This window comes from Archangium sp. (assembly GCF_045802675.1).
Classification (GTDB): Bacteria; Myxococcota; Myxococcia; order Myxococcales; family Myxococcaceae; genus Archangium.
This window is the reverse complement of the sequence record NZ_JBJMQO010000109.1, coordinates 130119-145873: the sequence shown is the minus strand read 5'-3', so window position 1 is coordinate 145873 and position 15755 is coordinate 130119. Positions and strand designations below refer to the sequence as shown.

At 69.3% G+C, this 15755-nt stretch carries 16 protein-coding genes; 6 read left to right on the top strand and 10 right to left on the bottom strand.

What is annotated here, in order from left to right; all coding sequences use genetic code 11:
* Nucleotides 1–24: 24 nt before the first annotated feature.
* The 3 genes from ACJ8AN_RS31160 (at nucleotide 25) to ACJ8AN_RS31150 (ending at nucleotide 4215) form a co-directional block, all read left to right on the top strand.
* Nucleotides 25–1236: a cytochrome P450 gene (locus ACJ8AN_RS31160; RefSeq protein WP_407759168.1), complete on the top strand. Its 1212-nt coding sequence runs from the start codon at nucleotides 25–27 to the stop codon at nucleotides 1234–1236.
* 154 nt (nucleotides 1237–1390) lie between these two features.
* Complete coding sequence (locus ACJ8AN_RS31155) at nucleotides 1391–3778, top strand: carboxypeptidase-like regulatory domain-containing protein (protein ID WP_407759167.1); 2388 nt, start codon at nucleotides 1391–1393, stop codon at nucleotides 3776–3778.
* Between the two features lie 158 nt (nucleotides 3779–3936).
* The gene (locus ACJ8AN_RS31150; RefSeq protein ID WP_407759166.1) at nucleotides 3937–4215 is read left to right on the top strand and encodes a hypothetical protein; all 279 of its coding nucleotides are present in this window, start codon (nucleotides 3937–3939) and stop codon (nucleotides 4213–4215) included.
* A 9-nt stretch (nucleotides 4216–4224) separates the two neighbouring features.
* On the opposite strand, the gene ACJ8AN_RS31145 is transcribed toward ACJ8AN_RS31150, so the two are convergent.
* From ACJ8AN_RS31145 to glpK, 5 genes are read right to left on the bottom strand one after another with little or no spacing between them, the layout of a single operon-like run.
* The gene (locus tag ACJ8AN_RS31145; RefSeq protein WP_407759165.1) at nucleotides 4225–4800 is read right to left on the bottom strand and encodes a 5' nucleotidase, NT5C type; all 576 of its coding nucleotides are present in this window, start codon (nucleotides 4798–4800) and stop codon (nucleotides 4225–4227) included.
* Between the two features lie 16 nt (nucleotides 4801–4816).
* A complete protein-coding gene (locus ACJ8AN_RS31140) occupies nucleotides 4817–5686 on the bottom strand; it encodes a DMT family transporter (protein ID WP_407759164.1) in 870 nt (289 codons plus the stop codon).
* Nucleotides 5683–6921: a hypothetical protein gene (locus ACJ8AN_RS31135; RefSeq protein ID WP_407759163.1), complete on the bottom strand. Its 1239-nt coding sequence runs from the start codon at nucleotides 6919–6921 to the stop codon at nucleotides 5683–5685. The genes ACJ8AN_RS31140 and ACJ8AN_RS31135 overlap by 4 nt, the downstream gene beginning before the upstream one ends.
* Nucleotides 6921–7232 (bottom strand): 4a-hydroxytetrahydrobiopterin dehydratase, encoded by a 312-nt coding sequence (locus ACJ8AN_RS31130; protein ID WP_407759162.1) that lies wholly within the window; start codon nucleotides 7230–7232, stop codon nucleotides 6921–6923. Before ACJ8AN_RS31130 ends, ACJ8AN_RS31135 begins: the two co-directional genes overlap by 1 nt.
* Before the next feature lie 45 nt (nucleotides 7233–7277).
* Nucleotides 7278–8762, bottom strand: a complete 1485-nt coding sequence (gene glpK / locus ACJ8AN_RS31125) for a glycerol kinase GlpK (protein WP_407759161.1) — start codon at nucleotides 8760–8762, stop codon at nucleotides 7278–7280.
* A gap of 98 nt (nucleotides 8763–8860) precedes the next feature.
* Between glpK and ACJ8AN_RS31120 the strand changes: the two genes are divergently transcribed.
* Complete coding sequence (locus ACJ8AN_RS31120; RefSeq protein WP_407759160.1) at nucleotides 8861–9388, top strand: FHA domain-containing protein; 528 nt, start codon at nucleotides 8861–8863, stop codon at nucleotides 9386–9388.
* Between the two features lie 9 nt (nucleotides 9389–9397).
* Here ACJ8AN_RS31120 and ACJ8AN_RS31115 read toward each other — a convergent pair whose 3' ends face one another.
* The 3 genes from ACJ8AN_RS31115 to ACJ8AN_RS31105 are packed head-to-tail and all read right to left on the bottom strand — an operon-like array spanning nucleotide 9398 to nucleotide 12388.
* A complete protein-coding gene (locus ACJ8AN_RS31115) occupies nucleotides 9398–10225 on the bottom strand; it encodes a carbohydrate ABC transporter permease (protein WP_407759159.1) in 828 nt (275 codons plus the stop codon).
* Between the two features lie 4 nt (nucleotides 10226–10229).
* Entirely contained in the window at nucleotides 10230–11123 is an 894-nt protein-coding gene (locus ACJ8AN_RS31110; protein WP_407759158.1) for a carbohydrate ABC transporter permease, read from the bottom strand.
* Nucleotides 11117–12388 carry an ABC transporter substrate-binding protein gene (locus ACJ8AN_RS31105; protein WP_407759157.1) on the bottom strand — a complete coding sequence of 424 codons (1272 nt, stop codon included), beginning with the start codon at nucleotides 12386–12388 and terminating at the stop codon, nucleotides 11117–11119. Before ACJ8AN_RS31105 ends, ACJ8AN_RS31110 begins: the two co-directional genes overlap by 7 nt.
* A gap of 272 nt (nucleotides 12389–12660) precedes the next feature.
* Here ACJ8AN_RS31105 and ACJ8AN_RS31100 point away from each other — a divergent pair, with 272 nt between their 5' ends.
* Nucleotides 12661–13983 carry a carbohydrate porin gene (locus ACJ8AN_RS31100; RefSeq protein WP_407759156.1) on the top strand — a complete coding sequence of 441 codons (1323 nt, stop codon included), beginning with the start codon at nucleotides 12661–12663 and terminating at the stop codon, nucleotides 13981–13983.
* Here the strand turns inward: ACJ8AN_RS31100 and ACJ8AN_RS31095 are convergent.
* Nucleotides 13980–14207 (bottom strand): hypothetical protein, encoded by a 228-nt coding sequence (locus tag ACJ8AN_RS31095; protein ID WP_407759155.1) that lies wholly within the window; start codon nucleotides 14205–14207, stop codon nucleotides 13980–13982. The genes ACJ8AN_RS31100 and ACJ8AN_RS31095 overlap by 4 nt on opposite strands.
* A 232-nt stretch (nucleotides 14208–14439) precedes the next feature.
* On the opposite strand from ACJ8AN_RS31095, the gene ACJ8AN_RS31090 reads away from it, so the two are divergent.
* Entirely contained in the window at nucleotides 14440–15147 is a 708-nt protein-coding gene (locus tag ACJ8AN_RS31090; RefSeq protein ID WP_407759154.1) for an MBL fold metallo-hydrolase, read from the top strand.
* Nucleotides 15148–15322: 175 nt separating this feature from the next.
* Here ACJ8AN_RS31090 and ACJ8AN_RS31085 read toward each other — a convergent pair whose 3' ends face one another.
* Nucleotides 15323–15742 carry a hypothetical protein gene (locus ACJ8AN_RS31085; protein WP_407759153.1) on the bottom strand — a complete coding sequence of 140 codons (420 nt, stop codon included), beginning with the start codon at nucleotides 15740–15742 and terminating at the stop codon, nucleotides 15323–15325.
* Nucleotides 15743–15755 lie beyond the last annotated feature (13 nt).

Sequence of the window (15755 nt, the reverse complement as noted above, 5' to 3'; positions counted from 1 at the left end):
AGACAGTCCGGAGGGAGGAATCGCATGCAGCCCCTCACTCCGCCGGACTTCAATTCGCAGCGCTTCAAGGCCAACCCGTTCCCCTACTACGCGCGGCTGCGCGAGGAGGCGCCCGTCTTCCGCATCAAGGGCCTGGCCAACGAGCCGGCCTGGCTGGTGACGCGCTACGACGACGTCCACTCGGTGTTGAAGCACGCGAACCTCAGCAAGGATCGCATCGCCAACACGGCCGATCAGAACAACACCCGGCTGGCCCTGCTCCTCAAGTTCTTCGGGCCCCTCTCGCAGGGCATGCTGAACAAGGACCCGCCGGACCACACCCGGCTGCGCTCGCTCGTGCACAAGGCGTTCACGCCGAAGTACGTGGAGCGGCTGCGCTCGCGCGTCCAGGCCCTCTCGGACGAGCTGCTGGACAAGGCCCGGCGCAAGGGCTCCATGGATCTCGTCGACGAGTACGCGCTGATGGTGCCCATCACCATCATCGCGGAGATGCTGGGCGTGCCCAAGGGCGACTACCGCAAGTTCCAGCGCTGGTCCAACCGGCTCATCTCCAACACGAAGCCGATGGACCTGGTGCTGGCCATCCCCACCGTGCTGATGTTCACCCGCTACCTGCGCAACCTCATCGCCCAGCGGCGCGCGGCCCCGGGGGAGGATCTGCTCTCGGCCCTCATCCAGGCCGAGGAGGCGGGGGACACGCTCTCCCCGGAGGAGCTGCTCAGCATGGTGCTGCTCCTGCTCATCGCCGGGCACGAGACGACGGTGAATCTCATCGCCGGCGGCACGCTCGCCCTGCTGCAGCACCCCGAGCAGCTGGCGAGGCTGCGCGAGGACCCCGCCCTCATCGGGCCGGCCGTCGAGGAGCTGCTGCGCTACGCGAGCCCGGTGGAGATCTCCACCGAGCGCTTCACGCGCGAGGACTTCACCGTGGCCGGGGTGACGATTCCCAAGGGGCACCTGGTGCTCGCCGTCATCGGCTCGGCCAACCACGACCCGAACCAGTTCAAGGCGCCGGACACGTTGGACCTGGGCCGCGAGCCCAACAAGCACCTGGCCTTCGGCATGGGCATCCACTACTGCCTGGGCGCGCCGCTCGCGCGGCTCGAGGGACAGATTGCCCTGCGGACGCTGGTGGACCGGTTCCCCAACCTGCGCCTGGCGAAGCCCGCGGAGTCGCTCACGTGGCGCACGGGCATCCTCATGCGGGGGCCCAAGCAGCTGCCGGTCGCGCTCTAAATCCTCGCGGGTGTGAAGCGCTTCACACCGGAATGCGGCTTGGACCCGGATTCCTGTCTAATTAATCCGGCGCGAGTCATTGGCAGGACACTGCAACTCGGTTACACAGCGGGTGCGGCCGCAAGGGCCGCCCGTGAAGAGGGGGATGTTCCGCATGATGAAGCGCAATGTGGCGCTGGTGGTTTGCGCCCTGTGGGCCGTGGCGTGTAGCTCGGGTTCGGTGAAGGGCAGCGTGCAGCTGGAGGGTGCCGCCGATTCGAGCGGTATCGCCATCACGCTCAATGGAGGCAGCAAGCCGGTCACGCTGGTGACGGAGGCCAATGGCGCCTTCGCTTTCGATCCGGTTTCCGACGGCATGTACAGCCTGGTGATGGAGTCCTCGGACATGGCCGAGGGCCGCTGGGTGATGGCCGTGCAGGTGAAGGACGGCAAGCCCGTGGACGTGCCGGCGGTGAAGCTCACGCTGGTGGGCACGGTGCGCGGCAAGGTGGAGGTGGAGGGCGGCCTGGACAGCAGTGGCGTGCAGGTGGCGGTGGCGGGGACGGACAGGCTCGCGCTGACGGGTCCGGACGGCTCGTTCATGCTCCGCGGCGTGCCCGCCGGGGCCCAGAAGCTGGTGGCCGTGCGCGAGGGCTTCCAGGCGGCCATCCTGGACCTCACCGTGAGCCGGGGTGAGCAGCAGTCTCCCGTCATCGCGCTCAAGCGCGGCAACATGGCGGCCGTGGTGGAGGGCAACGTGGGCTACTACACGGGCGCCAACCCCACCAACATCACCGTCAAGGCGAAGGGCACCACGTTCTCCGCCACCCCGGACGAGAGCGGCCGCTACACGCTGAAGCTGCCCGCCGGTGCGTACACGCTGGTGGCCGAGGCGCCCCAGTACCCGGCGCAGGTCATCGCCCATGTGACGGTGAGCGCGGGCGCGGTGACGCAGGCCCCCGTGGCGCTGCTCTCCATCTACCGCCGGCTGCCCTCCACCGTGGACAGCCGCGAGGGCGCCACGCTCCAACTGCTGGATGACAAGCAGCACGCGCTCGTCGTGCGCTACACGGACAACGGCAGCGTGGCGAGCCTCTACGACCTGGACTCCGACCGCGAGCGCGTCTTCTTCGCCACCGTCGATGACTCCGTCAGCACCGGCGACTTCGTCGTCAGCACCAACGGCCGCGGCGTGGCCCTCTCCGAGGACAACGGTTACGTGGTGTTCGACACCCAGACGGGCGCCTCCTACGTGCTGCGCGCCCAGGACAGCGCGCCGACCGCCGCGAAGCGCTCCTCCCTGTGGTTCGGCTGGAACGCCGGCGCGTTCAGCAAGGACAGCATGTTCTTCTTCTTCAACGATGGCTCGCAGGTGTACCGGCTGTCGCTGGCCAACGGGCAGGTCACCGCCTTCCCCGCAGACTACGGCGCGGAGCAGGTGGATGCGGACCACTACTTCGTCTACGACCAGGGGGCGAGCAGCACGGAGTTCACCGCCTCGCTGGTGACGCCGAGCAGCGCCACCGCGGTGCTGCCCAAGATCGGCAGCTCCTCCTCCTACGGCGTCTACGGCAAGTCCCTGGTGGCCCTCACGGATTGCGACGGGACGAACTGCTCCCTCAAGCTGGTGGACGGCCTGACGGGGACGGTGCGGACGGTCTCGGGCAGCTACTCACAGACCACGTACATCGATTCCACCGAGCACGCCAACTGGCTGGTGCTGTCCTCGAGCCCGTACTACTTCCTGAGCCTGTCGCAGGCCACGGCGACGGCCCTCCCCGCGGGCCTGTCCCCGTACTCCCTGGACATCAACCCGAACGGCACCCGCGCCGTGTTCACGACGTACGACTCGGACACGGCGCACACCAGGCTGTACGTGGTGCCCATGCCGCCCACGAGCATGCCCACCACCGCCACCGCCGAGAGCACGAGCTCCTTCGACTACGGCTGGCTGAGCAACACGCGCATGTTCGCGTTCGACAACGCGATGCCCTACCGCGCCATCGACATGAAGAACGACACGGTGACGACCGTGACGGACATCATGGGTAACCAGTGGATCCGCGGCAACATGGTGTCCTGGAAGCGCGCCGACAAGGCGCTGATGGGCGCGAGCGGTGACGGCGCGGCCTTCGTGCTCAACACCAACGCCAAGGACACGGCCTACGTGGACTACCAGCAGGAGACCCGCAACAGCGCCTGGTCCGTCTGGGCCGTGTACGAGAACTCGGACTACACCCTGGTGGCGCGCGAAAATGCCTCCGGCGCCGTGCGCACCTACAAGAGCCTGTACCCGTATGACCCCAGGCTGCGCGCCACGCTCGGCACCAGCGGCGAGGGCTCGATCGGCTCGGAGAGCACGCTCTTCGTCCGGCGCAACTACGGCGACGGGGCCTACGAGCTGCTCGACCTGCCCACCGGCACGCGCCGGATGGCGATCGAGCCGAGCATGGCCGGCTTCAACAACGCCGGCTTCACCTCGGACGGCACCTTCTGGATTTCCGCCTACTACTACGCGGATTCGTCCGGCGACGTGACGGCGCCGGCCATCGCCATCTTCTAGTCCGGCCTGTCCATCGTGCTCGAGCCGGGGCGCCCGCGTGTATCGGGGCGCCCCGCTTCTTTGCGGGGCCCTGGGGGGAGGCCGATTGCGGTCGTGCCCGGCGGCTCCGACAATGGGGCAGGCGCATGAAAACGCCGCAAGGGGGTGTTGTCTCCCTGATGAACCCGCAACAGCTCCTCCAGGAATCGCCCTCCTTCCGGCGCACCATGGTGATGATGGTGCTGATCGCCATCCTGCTATTCGACTGGCAACCGGACTCCCGCCTGCTCAGCACGCCGGCACAGCGGCGCGAGGAAGACCGGCCGCTGCCCGAGGATGGGAACGAGCTGGGCACGCAGGCGGCGAGGCCGCTCCGCTCCGCGCACCTGGAGGCCGTGCCCCGGCCGCTGCCCGGCGTGAGGCAGGCGGCGAGGCGCCGTCCGGGCCGTCACGGCTGAGAGGCGCGCCTACTCGGCCTCGGCGCGCTCCTGGAGGCGGGCCAGGGCCTCGCGCACCTGGGCGAGGTTGCTCCCGTCGTAGCGCAGGGCGTTGGGGTGGGAGAAGCCCTCGTTCCAGCGCTGCGCGGGGAGGATGACGAGCCCGCGCGGGCGCCACTGAAGCCAGCGCTCCACGTAGGGCGGCCAGTCGTCGACGAGCACCTTCCCGTAGACGAGCCCCTTGTCCATGGTGACGGTGACGGGGACTCCGGGCAGGTGGTGCTGGCACCACTCGAGCTTCTCCGTCCACGCGCTCGGGGCCGCGGCGGGGCCCTTGGTGAGCACGTGCACCTCGAAGTGGCGCGACTGGAGCTCGCCGAGCACGTCGAAGCCCAGCTTCAGCCTCGGCAGGTTGCGCCACCAGCCGGGCTGGCGCCGGATGAGGGCGCGGCGCTCGTGCAGCCACGGGTGGCCTTCCTCGTCCTCGGGGAGCACGGCCGGGTCTCCCGGGCTCCGCAGCCGCTCCAGGTCCCGGGCCATGGTGCCCTCGTAGTCGCACAGCGTCCCGTCCATGTCGACGAGCGCCACCCGCTCGGATTTGCGCATGCCGGGCAGCCTACTCCTACCGGGCGGGCGCGGGCACCTTGCGCTGGCGGGCGAGCAGCGTCAGCAACACGCCGCCCACCAGGGCCGAGCCCGCGCCCACCAGCCGCGCCGTGAGCGACTCGCCGAGCAGCAGCACGCCGCCCAGGGCCGCCACCACCGGCACCGAGAGCTGCACCACGGCCGCGCGCATCGCCGTCAGGTGGGGCAGGGCCGCGTACCACAGGCTGTAGCCCACGCCCGACGCCAGCGCCCCCGAGGCCACCGCCAGCCCCACGCCCGAAGGCGTCGCGTGCGGCCTGCCCAGGGTGAGCAGGGCCAGCGCGGACAGCCCGAGCGTCAGGGGCACCGAGCGCAGGAAGTTGCCGGCCGTGGCGGCCAGCGGGTCCGCGTTGCCGCGCCCGCGCAGCGAGTACACGCCCCACGCCACGCCCGCGCCCGCCATCAGCGTGGCTCCGAGCGGGTCCGGCGCCGTGGCCCCGGGCAGCCGCAGCACGATGAGCCCGCCGAGCGCCATCGCCAGCCCCACCCACTCCAGTACGCGCGGGCGCTCGCCCCGGAAGAGGCCCACGCCGAGCATCGTCGCCTGCACGCAGCCGAAGAGGAGGACCGCGCCCACTCCGGCGGAGATGCGCACATAGGCCAGCGAGAAGCCCGCCGCGTAGGCGAACAGCGCCACCGCCGAGCCCCAGGAGCCCCGGCGCACGCCGCCTCCGCCTCCTCGCGCCCGCAGCAGCAGCCCGAGCACCAGTGCTCCCGAGACGAGCCGCAGGGTGGTGAAGCTCGCCGCGTCGATGCGCCAGGCCCCGTCCCCGAGCGCCGCGCGGCACAGCAACGAGTTGGCCGCGAAGCCGAGGAGCGCCAGCACCGTCAGCGCCGCGGTCTTCACCGCCAGAGTCCCACGGAAATACCGAAGTTGGAGTAGCGCCTCGACACGTCGAAGGACGCAGTGAGGGCCCAGTCCTCCAGGTATCGGAAGAGGAACAGCTCGAAGCCCCCCGTCAGGTGGGGCCTCGGCAGGTGCTCCTCGAAGGGCGAGGGCTCGATGAACGTCCCCAGCCGCGTGCGCAACCGCCCCGGCCATGTCTCATGCTCCACGCCCACGCGCGGCTGCAGCATCGCCGACGCGCCCACCCGCCCCGGCTCGGTGAGCGCCGTGAAGGAGTGCACCGGCACCGCGTTCTCCACCCGCGAGATGAAGTCCGCCTGCGCGCTGATGAGCCACCGGCCCGCCAGCGCCGTCGCGCTCTCCTCCGCCGGCACCTCCGCGAAGTGCTCGCCCTCCAGCATCTGCCGGCGCGCTGCGGGCGAGAGCCGGTTGTAGCGCTCGGCCCCTTCTCCCAGGCGCCAGCTCGCCCCCAGCGACAGCACCGCCGGAGACACCACCGCCGAGTACAACTGCCGCCCCGCGAGGAAGGGCACCTGCCCCACGTCCCGCCGCCACGCGCCCACCACCTCCGGCCGCACCGACACGCCCACCCGGTAGGTGCGCCCATGGGGCCGGTACAGCATGTCCAGGGCTATCCCCGTGTCCCCATAGCGCCAGGCGCCCTCGGGCTTGTGGCTGAAGACGGCCTGCGCGCTGTAGATGCCGAACCCGAGGATGAAGTCGTCGCGCCCCAGCGCCACCGCGCCCGCCAGCGCGGACTGCACGAGCGACACGCGGATGCGATCGGCCGGGTCGCACAGGATGGTGTTGCAGTAGTCCACCTGGTAGTTGCGCAGCGAGAAGCCCAGGCCGAAGTTGCGGTACTGCAACATGACGGCGCCCGTGAGCTGCAGCGTCTGCGGGGCGTCGTCGGGCTCGCCGTCGTTGTCCAGGTCCTTGCCCTTGGCCTTCGACAGCGGCAGGTCCATCCAGGACAGGGTGACGCCCACGTCCCAGTCCTTGTCCAGGCCCGGCGAGCGCTGGGCGAGTGCCGCCAGGCTGGTGGCGAAGCCAGCCACGCCCTCGGCGATGCCCACGTAGGCACCGCCCATCGCCACCACCCGCGAGGAGCCCATCAGCAGGCCCGAGTTGAGGTACAGCCGCTCGGGCCGGGTGGCCTCGGGCACGTCCTCCTGTGCCGCCCGGGCCACCGGTGCCGCCAGCATCATTCCCGCGACGAAGAGTGCTGCTCGCATCAGCCCTGCTTCACCACCTGGGCGAACAGCGTGTCCGCCTCGGCCGCCAGCTTCGAGTCCCGCCACGTCAGCCCGCCCGCGTCGTGCGTCACCAGCGCCAGCGTCACCTTGCGCCAGCGGATGTCGATGTCCGGGTGGTGGTTGTCGGCCTCGGCCGCCTTCGCCACCCGGCTCACGAACTCGATGCCCGACAGGAAGCTCGGCGCCTCGTACGTGCGGCGCAGCATCCCTCCCTCGTGCTTCCACTCGGGGTGCTCGGCGAGGAACTGCTTCAGGGCCTCGGGGGTCAACTGCGTGCGGTCATAGGCCATCGGGTCTTCCTCCTATCGCGAATGAGGGGCGGCTGTCTCAGGCACTCAGGCGCGCTCCACCGCGCGCCGCCACTTGGTGAGGTAGCGCTCACGCACCTCGGGCTTCATCTTCGGCTTGAAGACCTTGCCCACCTTCCAGGCGCGGCGGATGGCGTCCGTGCTGCTCCACACGCCGGCTCCCAGGCCCGCCAGGAAGGCCGCCCCCAGGCTGGTCGTCTGCAGGTTCTGCGGGCGCACCACCTCGGTGCCGAGCACGTCCGCCTGGAACTGCATCATCAGATTGTTGGCCGAGGCGCCGCCGTCCACCTTGAAGGAGGGAATGGCCCGGCCGCTGTCGCGCCGCATGGCCTCGGCGAGGTCGTGAATCTGCATGGCCACGCCCTCGAGCGCCGCGCGCGCCAGGTGGGCCACGGTGGTGGAGCGGTCGATGCCGGCGAAGAGGCCGCGCGCCTCGGGACGCCAGTGCGGAGCCCCCAGGCCCGCGAGCGCCGGGACGAACACCACGTCACCGCTCTCCTTCACGCTGGCGGCGAGCGGCTCCACGTCCGCGGCCTTCTTGATGACCTTCAGCCCGTCGCGCAGCCACTGCACCGCGGCGCCGGCGATGAAGGAGCTGCCCTCGAGCGCGTAGGAGGTTTTGTCTCCAATGCGCCAGGCCACCGTGGTGAGCAGCCCCGCCTTCGAGTACACCGGCGCATCCCCCGTGTTCATCAGCAGGAAGGCGCCGGTGCCGTAGGTGCACTTGGACTCGCCGGGGTTGAAGCACGCCTGGCCGAAGAGCGCCGACTGCTGGTCCCCCGCCATGCCGCTGATGGGGATGCCGTCGGGCAGGCCCTTCATGCCCCGGGTGGTGCCGTACACCTCGGCCGAGCCGCGAATCTCCGGCAGGCACGCGGCCGGCACGCCGAAGAGGGTGCGCATGCCCTCGTCCCACTGGAGCCGGGTCACGCTCATCAGCAGGGTGCGGCTGGCGTTGGACACGTCGGTGACGTGCGCCTGGCCCCCGGTCATCTTGTAGACGAGCCAGGTGTCGACGGTGCCGAAGCAGGCCTCGCCGCGCTCGGCGCGCTTCCGGGCCCCCTTCACGTGCTCCATCATCCAGGACAGCTTGGTGCCCGAGAAGTACGGGTCCAACACCAGGCCCGTCGTCTGGCGCACCCGGGGCTCCTCGCCCTGCTCGCGCAGCTTCGCGCACTGCGCCGAGGTGCGCCGGTCCTGCCAGACGATGGCGTTGGAGAGGGGCTGGCCGCCCTCGCGCAGCCACAGGCCGGAGGTTTCCCGCTGGTTGGTGATGCCCACCGCGGAGATGTCCTTGCCCGCCAGCCCCGCGTCCTTGAGGGCCCGGCGGATGCAGAACTCGACGGTGGCCCAGATTTCCTCCAGGTCGTGCTCCACCCACGAGGGCTTGGGGAAGTGCTGGGTGAACTCGCGGTACGCGCTCCCCACCACCCGGAGCTTGTCGTCGAGGATGGAGACGTGGGTCCCCGTGGTGCCCTGGTCCACTGCCAGCACGTACTTCGACTTCGCCATGGATGAAGCCTCCTGAGGCTGCCTGGGTGGTGTGCGGGCGAACCATATCCGAGCGAGAGCCCTTGGCACGCGCGGCGTGGGCGCCTAGCCTGCGCGCCATGCCATCGGTGAAGGAATTGCGAGCGCTGCCCCAGGTGGACCTGAGGACCTTCCAGTCCGAGCACGGCCCGGTGGCGCTCATCCAGCAGCCCCCCGCGCCCGTCTTCCAGCAGGTGGCCCAGCAGATGGGCGGGGCGCGGACGGTTTTCATGGCCCACCGCTCGCGGCTGGGGGAGCGGCTGATGGCGATGCTCCAGGGCTTCGAGCACCTGCAGGTGCTCTTCCTCAAGCCCAAGACGGACGGCGAGGTGTTCGCCGTGGGCCGCCTGGAGACGAGCTCGCTGGTGGTGCACGACCCGTCCGTCTCCAAGTTCCACGCGCTGTTGCGCTGGAGCGAGAAGGACGGCAACTGCTACGTGCGCGACGCGGACTCGATGAACGGCACGTTCGTCAACGCCATTGCCCTGGGGGAGCAGGAGCAGCAGCTCATCGACGGAGACGGCCTGGCCTTCGGCGACGCGCAGTTCCTCTACGTGCGCGCCGACACGCTGCACGCGCACCTGGCAATGGCCGCCCCCCACCGCTGAGCCCCGGGCCTACCCCTTCACGGCGCCGGCGGTGAGTCCCGCCACGATGCGGCGCTGGAAGACGAGCACCAGCACGATGAGCGGCACGGTGACCGTCACCGACGCCGCCATGACGAGTCCCCAGGGCAGCTCGAACTCGCTGTTGCCGCCGAGCAGGGCGATGGCCACCGGCACCGTGCGCTGCTCGTCCGAGAGCGTGAAGGTCAGCGCGAAGATGAACTCGTTCCACGCCGCGATGAAGGCCAGCAGCCCCGTGGTGGCCAGCGACGGCCCCAGCAGCGGCAGGAAGACGCGCGTGACAATCACCCAGGGCGAGGCCCCATCCATGATGGCCGCCTCCTCCAGCTCAATGGGCAGCTCGCGCATGAAGGTGGTGAGCACCCAGATGGTGAAGGGCAGCGTGAGCAGCATGTACGAGACGATCATCGCCGGCAGGCGGTTGTAGAGCCCCAGCCAGCGCACCAGCTCGAACATCCCCGTCAGCACCGACACCTGGGGGAACATCGACACGGAGAGGATGAGGAGCAGCAGCGTCTTGCGGCCCCGGAACTGGATGCGCGCCAGCGAGAAGGACGCGGTGATGGCCAGCACCAGCGACAGCAGCACCGTGGAGAGCGACACCACCACCGAGTTGAGCAGGTTCTGCCCGAAGGGGCCCTGCTTGAACACGGCCGGGTAGTTGCTCCAGGCGGGCTCCTTGGGCCAGAAGTCCACCTGGAAGAGCGCGCTGCCCGTCTTCAGCGAGGACACGATGGCCCAGTAGAAGGGGAAGAGCGTGTAGACGAGGACCCCCAGCACGAGCAGCCCGAACAGCACCCGTTTCACGAGGCGGAGCATCGGGTCATCCCTCCGGATCCAACTGGACGCGGCCCACGAGGAGATAGGCCGCGGTGAAGAGGGCGATGAGCACGAACAGCATGGAGGCCGCCGCGGAGCTGTAGCCCAGCTCGCCGAACTCGGCCATGCGCTGCCGGGCATAGACGGCCATGGACATCACGTCCACGCTGTTGTTGGTGAGCACGTAGAACAGGTCGAAGGCCCGCAGCGCGTCCAGCATGCGGAAGATGACGGCCACCATCAGCGGCCCCCGGACGATGGGCAGCGTCAGGCTGAAGAAGGTGCGCACCGGCCCCGCCCCGTCCAGGCGCGCGGCCTCGTACACCTCCTGCGGCACCAGCTGCAGCGCCGCCAGCAGCAGCAGCGTCATGAACGGCGTCGTCTTCCACACGTCCACGAGGATGACGGCAATCAGCGACAGGCCCGGCTCGGCCGTCCACGCCAGGCCCGTGTCGATGAGGTGGACGCGCAGCAGCAGCTCGTTGATGACGCCGTACACGTCGTGGAGCATCCACGCCCACAACCGCGCCGAGACGATGGTGGGGATGGCCCAGGGGACGAGCACTGCCGCGCGCAGCACGCCGCGTCCCCGGAAGTGGGCATTCAACGCCAGCGCGATGATCATCCCCAGCACCGTCTCCAGGCTCACGGAGACGAGGGCGTAGCGGAAGGTGTTCCACACCGCCTTCCACCAGTCCGGGTCCTCCATCAACGCCTGGAAGTTCTCCAGGCCGATGAACGTGGACCCGGGCTGCTCAATCGACGCGTCGGTGAAGGCGAACCAGAGGGTGCGCAATAGCGGCCAGCCGGCCGTGGCTCCCATCACCGTCAACGCGGGGATGAGGAAGAGCCACGCCGACCGGAGCCGCTGTCGTGCGAGGTGGCTTTTGCCTACCACTTTCCGTTCCTGGAGAGACGGTTGAGCTTGTCCTCCAGCGCCTTGAGGTTCTTCTCCGCGTTGCCCTGGCCGGAGAGCGAGGAATGGACGGCGTTGCGGAACTCGGAGCTCACCTTGCTGTACTGACCGCGCGTCGCCTTCGAGGGCCGCGCCACCGCGTTGGTGAAGGTGTTCTGCAGGGTGCCGAAGAAGGGATTGGCCTTGAGGATTTCGGCGTCCTCGTAGAGCGCGGGGCGTGTCGGGTTGAAGGAGGCGACGAGCGCGCGGCGCTTCTGCTCCTCGGCGCCGGTGAGGTACTTCGCCAGGGCGATGGCGGCCTCCTGGTTCTTCGAGTACTGCGACACCGAGAGCTGCCAGCCGCCGAGCGTGCCGCTGTTCTTGCCGCCGGGCCCGCCCTTGGGCAGCACGGCCACGCCGACCTTGTCCTTCACCGGGCTGTCCTTGGCGTTGGCCAGCGCCCAGGCGTAGGGCCAGTTGCGCATGAACACCGCCTGGCCGGACTGGAAGACGCCGCGCGACTCCTCCTCGGAGTAGTTGAGCACGCCCTTGGGGGCCACGCCGCTGCTCACCAGCCCCGCGAAGAAGTTGATGGCCTCCACGGCCTTGGGGTTGTTGACGGTCACCTTGCCGGTTTCGTCCACGACGGTTCCGCCACCGAAGGAATCAATCCACTCCAGCGCGTTGCACGTGAGGGACTCGGCGGCCTTGGCCTGGAAGACGAAGCCGACCAGCTTGGTGTTGCCGGCCTTCTTCTCGCCGTCCGTCACCGTCTTGGCCACCGTGGCCAGCTCCTGCCAGGTGGTGGGCACCTGCTGCTTGTACTTCTCGAGCAGGTCCTTGCGGTAGTACAGGATGCCCGCGTCGGTGAACCAGGGCAGGGCCACCAGCTTGCCGTCCACGGTGTTGTTCTGCACCAGGGGCTTGAAGAACTGGCCCAGCTCCTCATCCGTCACCTTGGGCTTGAGGTCCACCAGGTGCTGGGCGAGCAGGCCCGTCCAGATGACGTCGATGCGCACCACGTCCAGGTCCGCCGACTTCGCCGACAGGAGCTGCTGGAAGAACGTGAGCTGCTCGTTGGCGTCCGCCGGCACGCTCACCATGCGGATGGTGTGGCCATTCTGCTTCGCCCAGGCCTCCGCGCCTTGCTTGCAGACCTCGTACTCCTGGCCCACGCTGCCACAGGCGATGGAGATGGTCGCCGCGGAGGCGACGCCGGACATCGTCAGGGCCACCGTGGCGGCGACCCCCAGGATTGTCTTGTGCATGTGCTTCCTCCTCTATGCTCGGGGGGCCGGAGTCTGCTGTCCCCGAGGGCACGGCGTCGCATTGTTCGAGCAGGGCCCTTCTTCCAGAGGCCTGGATCGTCCAGGTTTTAACGATCGGGCCATGGAACTGGGAATAAGTCGTCGCCCGCAGGCCAGCATGGGCGCCCCACGTTCGCAGGACTCTCCCCATGCACACCTCGTCACGACCTCCCGCTGCCTTCCCTCCACCCGCCGCCTCCCTCGGTGCCGCCGCGCTGAGGGGGCTGCTGACCGTGGGCCTCCTCCTCCTCGCCGCCTTGCCCCGGCCCGCCCGCGCCGAGGTCCCCATCAGTGACCGGCTCGCCTTCGAGATGTACGGCCGCATGGGCACCGCGTTCTCGCTGGATGGGCGCGTCATCCAGGGCACGCGCCTGAACCTGCGCGGTGGCCCCATCGGTGGCCGCTTCGAGGAGAGCGACTACCTGGAGCCCACGCTCAAGTTCTACATCCTCAAGCCGGAGACGGAGCAGTCCACCGGGGTGCGGCTGATTCTGACGCCGGCGATGTTCGCGCGCACGTCCTTCCTCGGCTTCTTCACCGCCAACACCTTCCCCAACCTGGGCATCGAAATCTTCCAGGCGTACGCGGAGGCGACCAACGTCCTCGTGCCGGGGCTGTCCATCTGGGGTGGCGAGCGCTTCTACCGCGGCGAGGACGTGCACATCGCCGACTACTACTACTTCAACCAGCTCAACGGGCAGGGCGGAGGCATCAAGTACAAGGACCTCGACGTCGCGCTGATTCTGCAGACGGGCTCGAGGACCACGCCGCCGGCCTACGCCTACGACGAGACGGGGGACGGCACGCCGGACGCCCAGCGCCAGCGGCTCGTCTTCGTCAGCCAGTACGTGCAGCGCTTCCCCCAGGGCGAGGAGCGCGCGCACCGGCTGCACCTGCTCGCCGAGCTGCACGTGCTGCCCGCCGCCCTGACGAAGGACCGCGCCGAGGTGCTCCCGGGAGACTTCGGCTGGGTGCTGGGCGCCAAGGGCGTGCTCGACTTCGGCAAGGGCAACTTCAACACCCTGGCGGTGCGCTACGGCCGCGGCATCGCCAATGGCTCCATCGGGGGCTCGTCGACCTATTCCACCTTCGGCCTGCCGGACCTCAACGGGCAGTTCAGTGGGGCCTACGGCTTGGAGATCGTGGACCACTTCGTGTGGAACGCCAGCTCGCTCTTCAGCCTCAACGGCTACGGGATTCTGCACCTGGCTCGGGGCGGCAGCGGGACCGTGGCGGACAAGGGCTTCGACTACATCTTCGGAGCGCGCTCGTTCCTGTACTTCAGCGACTACTTCCACCTCATCAACGAGGCGACGTACCAGACGCGCAAGGACGGCGACGGCCCGACGGGCAGCGCGGTGAAGCTGTCCATCGTCCCCACCATCGTGCCCACCGGCCTGCGCAGCGTCTGGGCGCGGCCCCACTTCCGCGTCTTCTACACCATCGCCTTCTACAACAAGGCCGCGCGCGACGCCCTGATGTCGCCCTACCTCCAGACGTTCGGCCCCGACGCCGTCGCCCACTACATCGGCGGGCGCGTGGAGTGGTGGTTCTAGGCCTCGCGCGGACGTGCGAACAGGCGGCGCGCGGCGATCAACGCCAGGCCTCCGAAACTCAGCCGGCCGAGAGGAGTGAGGCTGAAGATGAAGCCCGCGGCGGTGCGCTGCCGCGGCGTGAGCCTCCGGTACCAGGGCAGACGCTCCAGGTTGATGAACTTCGCGAGAATCGCTCCGCCAACCGCCTTCTTGAAGAGGCCCATGCCGTGGCTCCCGTAAGACATCGTTCGCGAGGCCCATCCTCGCGAAGCGAGTACCCGTAGACTGGGAACGGGAACGCTCCGGGTCATCCCGCGCGGAGGCGGGTGCCTGCCTGCCTGCCCGGCTTGAAGGCGAGACCGTCCACTGCATGGCGTCCCGGCACGAAGAGGCCGCCGGTCGGCCGTGCCATCGGCGGGCAGTGCCTACCTTCTCCCTCGTCCCGGCCACGGCACCACCGGGAGAGGGAGGCAGTGGATGAAGGGGTTCATCTTCGAGGAGCTCAACGGGGGCGCGAGCTGTCGCACGTACCTCCTCGTCAGCCCGCGCACGCGCGAGGCGCTCATCGTGGACCCGGTGTTGGAGCTGGTGCCGACCTATATGCAGCGGTTGGCGAAGGACCAGGTGCGTCTGGCGCTGGTGGTGGACACGCACACGCACGCGGACCACCTGTCCGGAGGCCGGGAGCTGGCCCGGATGACGGGCGCGGTGCACGCGGGGGCGCCCGAGGGCGCGGTGCATCGTCTGCTGAGTGACGGCGAGGTGCTGGCGGTGGGCGACCTGCGCCTCACCGTCTGGGCGAGCCCGGGGCATACGGCGGACGGGCTGGTGCTGGTGATGGAGGACCGTGTCTTCACCGGGGACACGCTGCTCATCGGCGCCACGGGCCGGACGGACCTGCCCTCGGGCGACGCCGAGTCCGAGTACCACAGCCTCCAGCGCCTGCTGTCGCTGCCGGGAGACATGCTCGTGTTCCCCTCGCATGACTATGGCGGGCGCACGTTCAGCACCCTCGGCCACGAGCGCCTCACCAATCCGCGCCTGCGGTTGGAGCACGACGCCTTCATCCGGTTGATGACGACGCCGCGCTCCGAGAAGCCCGCGCGCCTGGCCGAGGCACTCGCCTACAACACGCGCCCGCGCGACGCGCACGACACGCCGGCCGAGCAGTTTCCCATGCTCTAAGCCAGATTGGGTAAGCCCTGTCAGGGGGGAGGCTCCGGGCGCGTTTTCCCGCAACTGGTCCGATGGTCGTACCAGTCGGGACGAAGCGCGACCGGAAGGGGCCTCGTTCTTCGCGCCGAGAGCACCCTGACAGGACTTTCCCCACTTGGCTTAGCCGCGCACGGGGCGGAGGGGCTCAGGCCACCTTCGCCTTGTGTCTGGCCTTCTGCTTCGCGAGGGCGGCGGGCGCCTCCTCGGCCGTGGTGACGAACTCGACATCGGCGGTGTACTTGCCGGCGAGGTAGAACACCACCGAGAGGCTCTTCACCGCGGCCTTCGCCACGAAGCTCGCGCCCACGTAGACGACGCCCTTGTACCACTCGGGGCGGATCTGCTTGGAGGCGACGCCCCGGGCCTCCGAGGGGATGGAGCCGATGCCCGACAGGTCGGCGATGAGATAGAAGGGTTCCTTGTCGCCCAGCTCCGCGCACAGGTCGATGATGCGGCTGGCCTCGTCGACGCGGACGTCACCCACGATCTTCACGCTGAGCGTGTTCGGGGGCTCGAAGCGGATGTCGTGGGTACCAATCTTCCATTCGCGGGGCTGCGTCACCATGGGGGACCTCTCG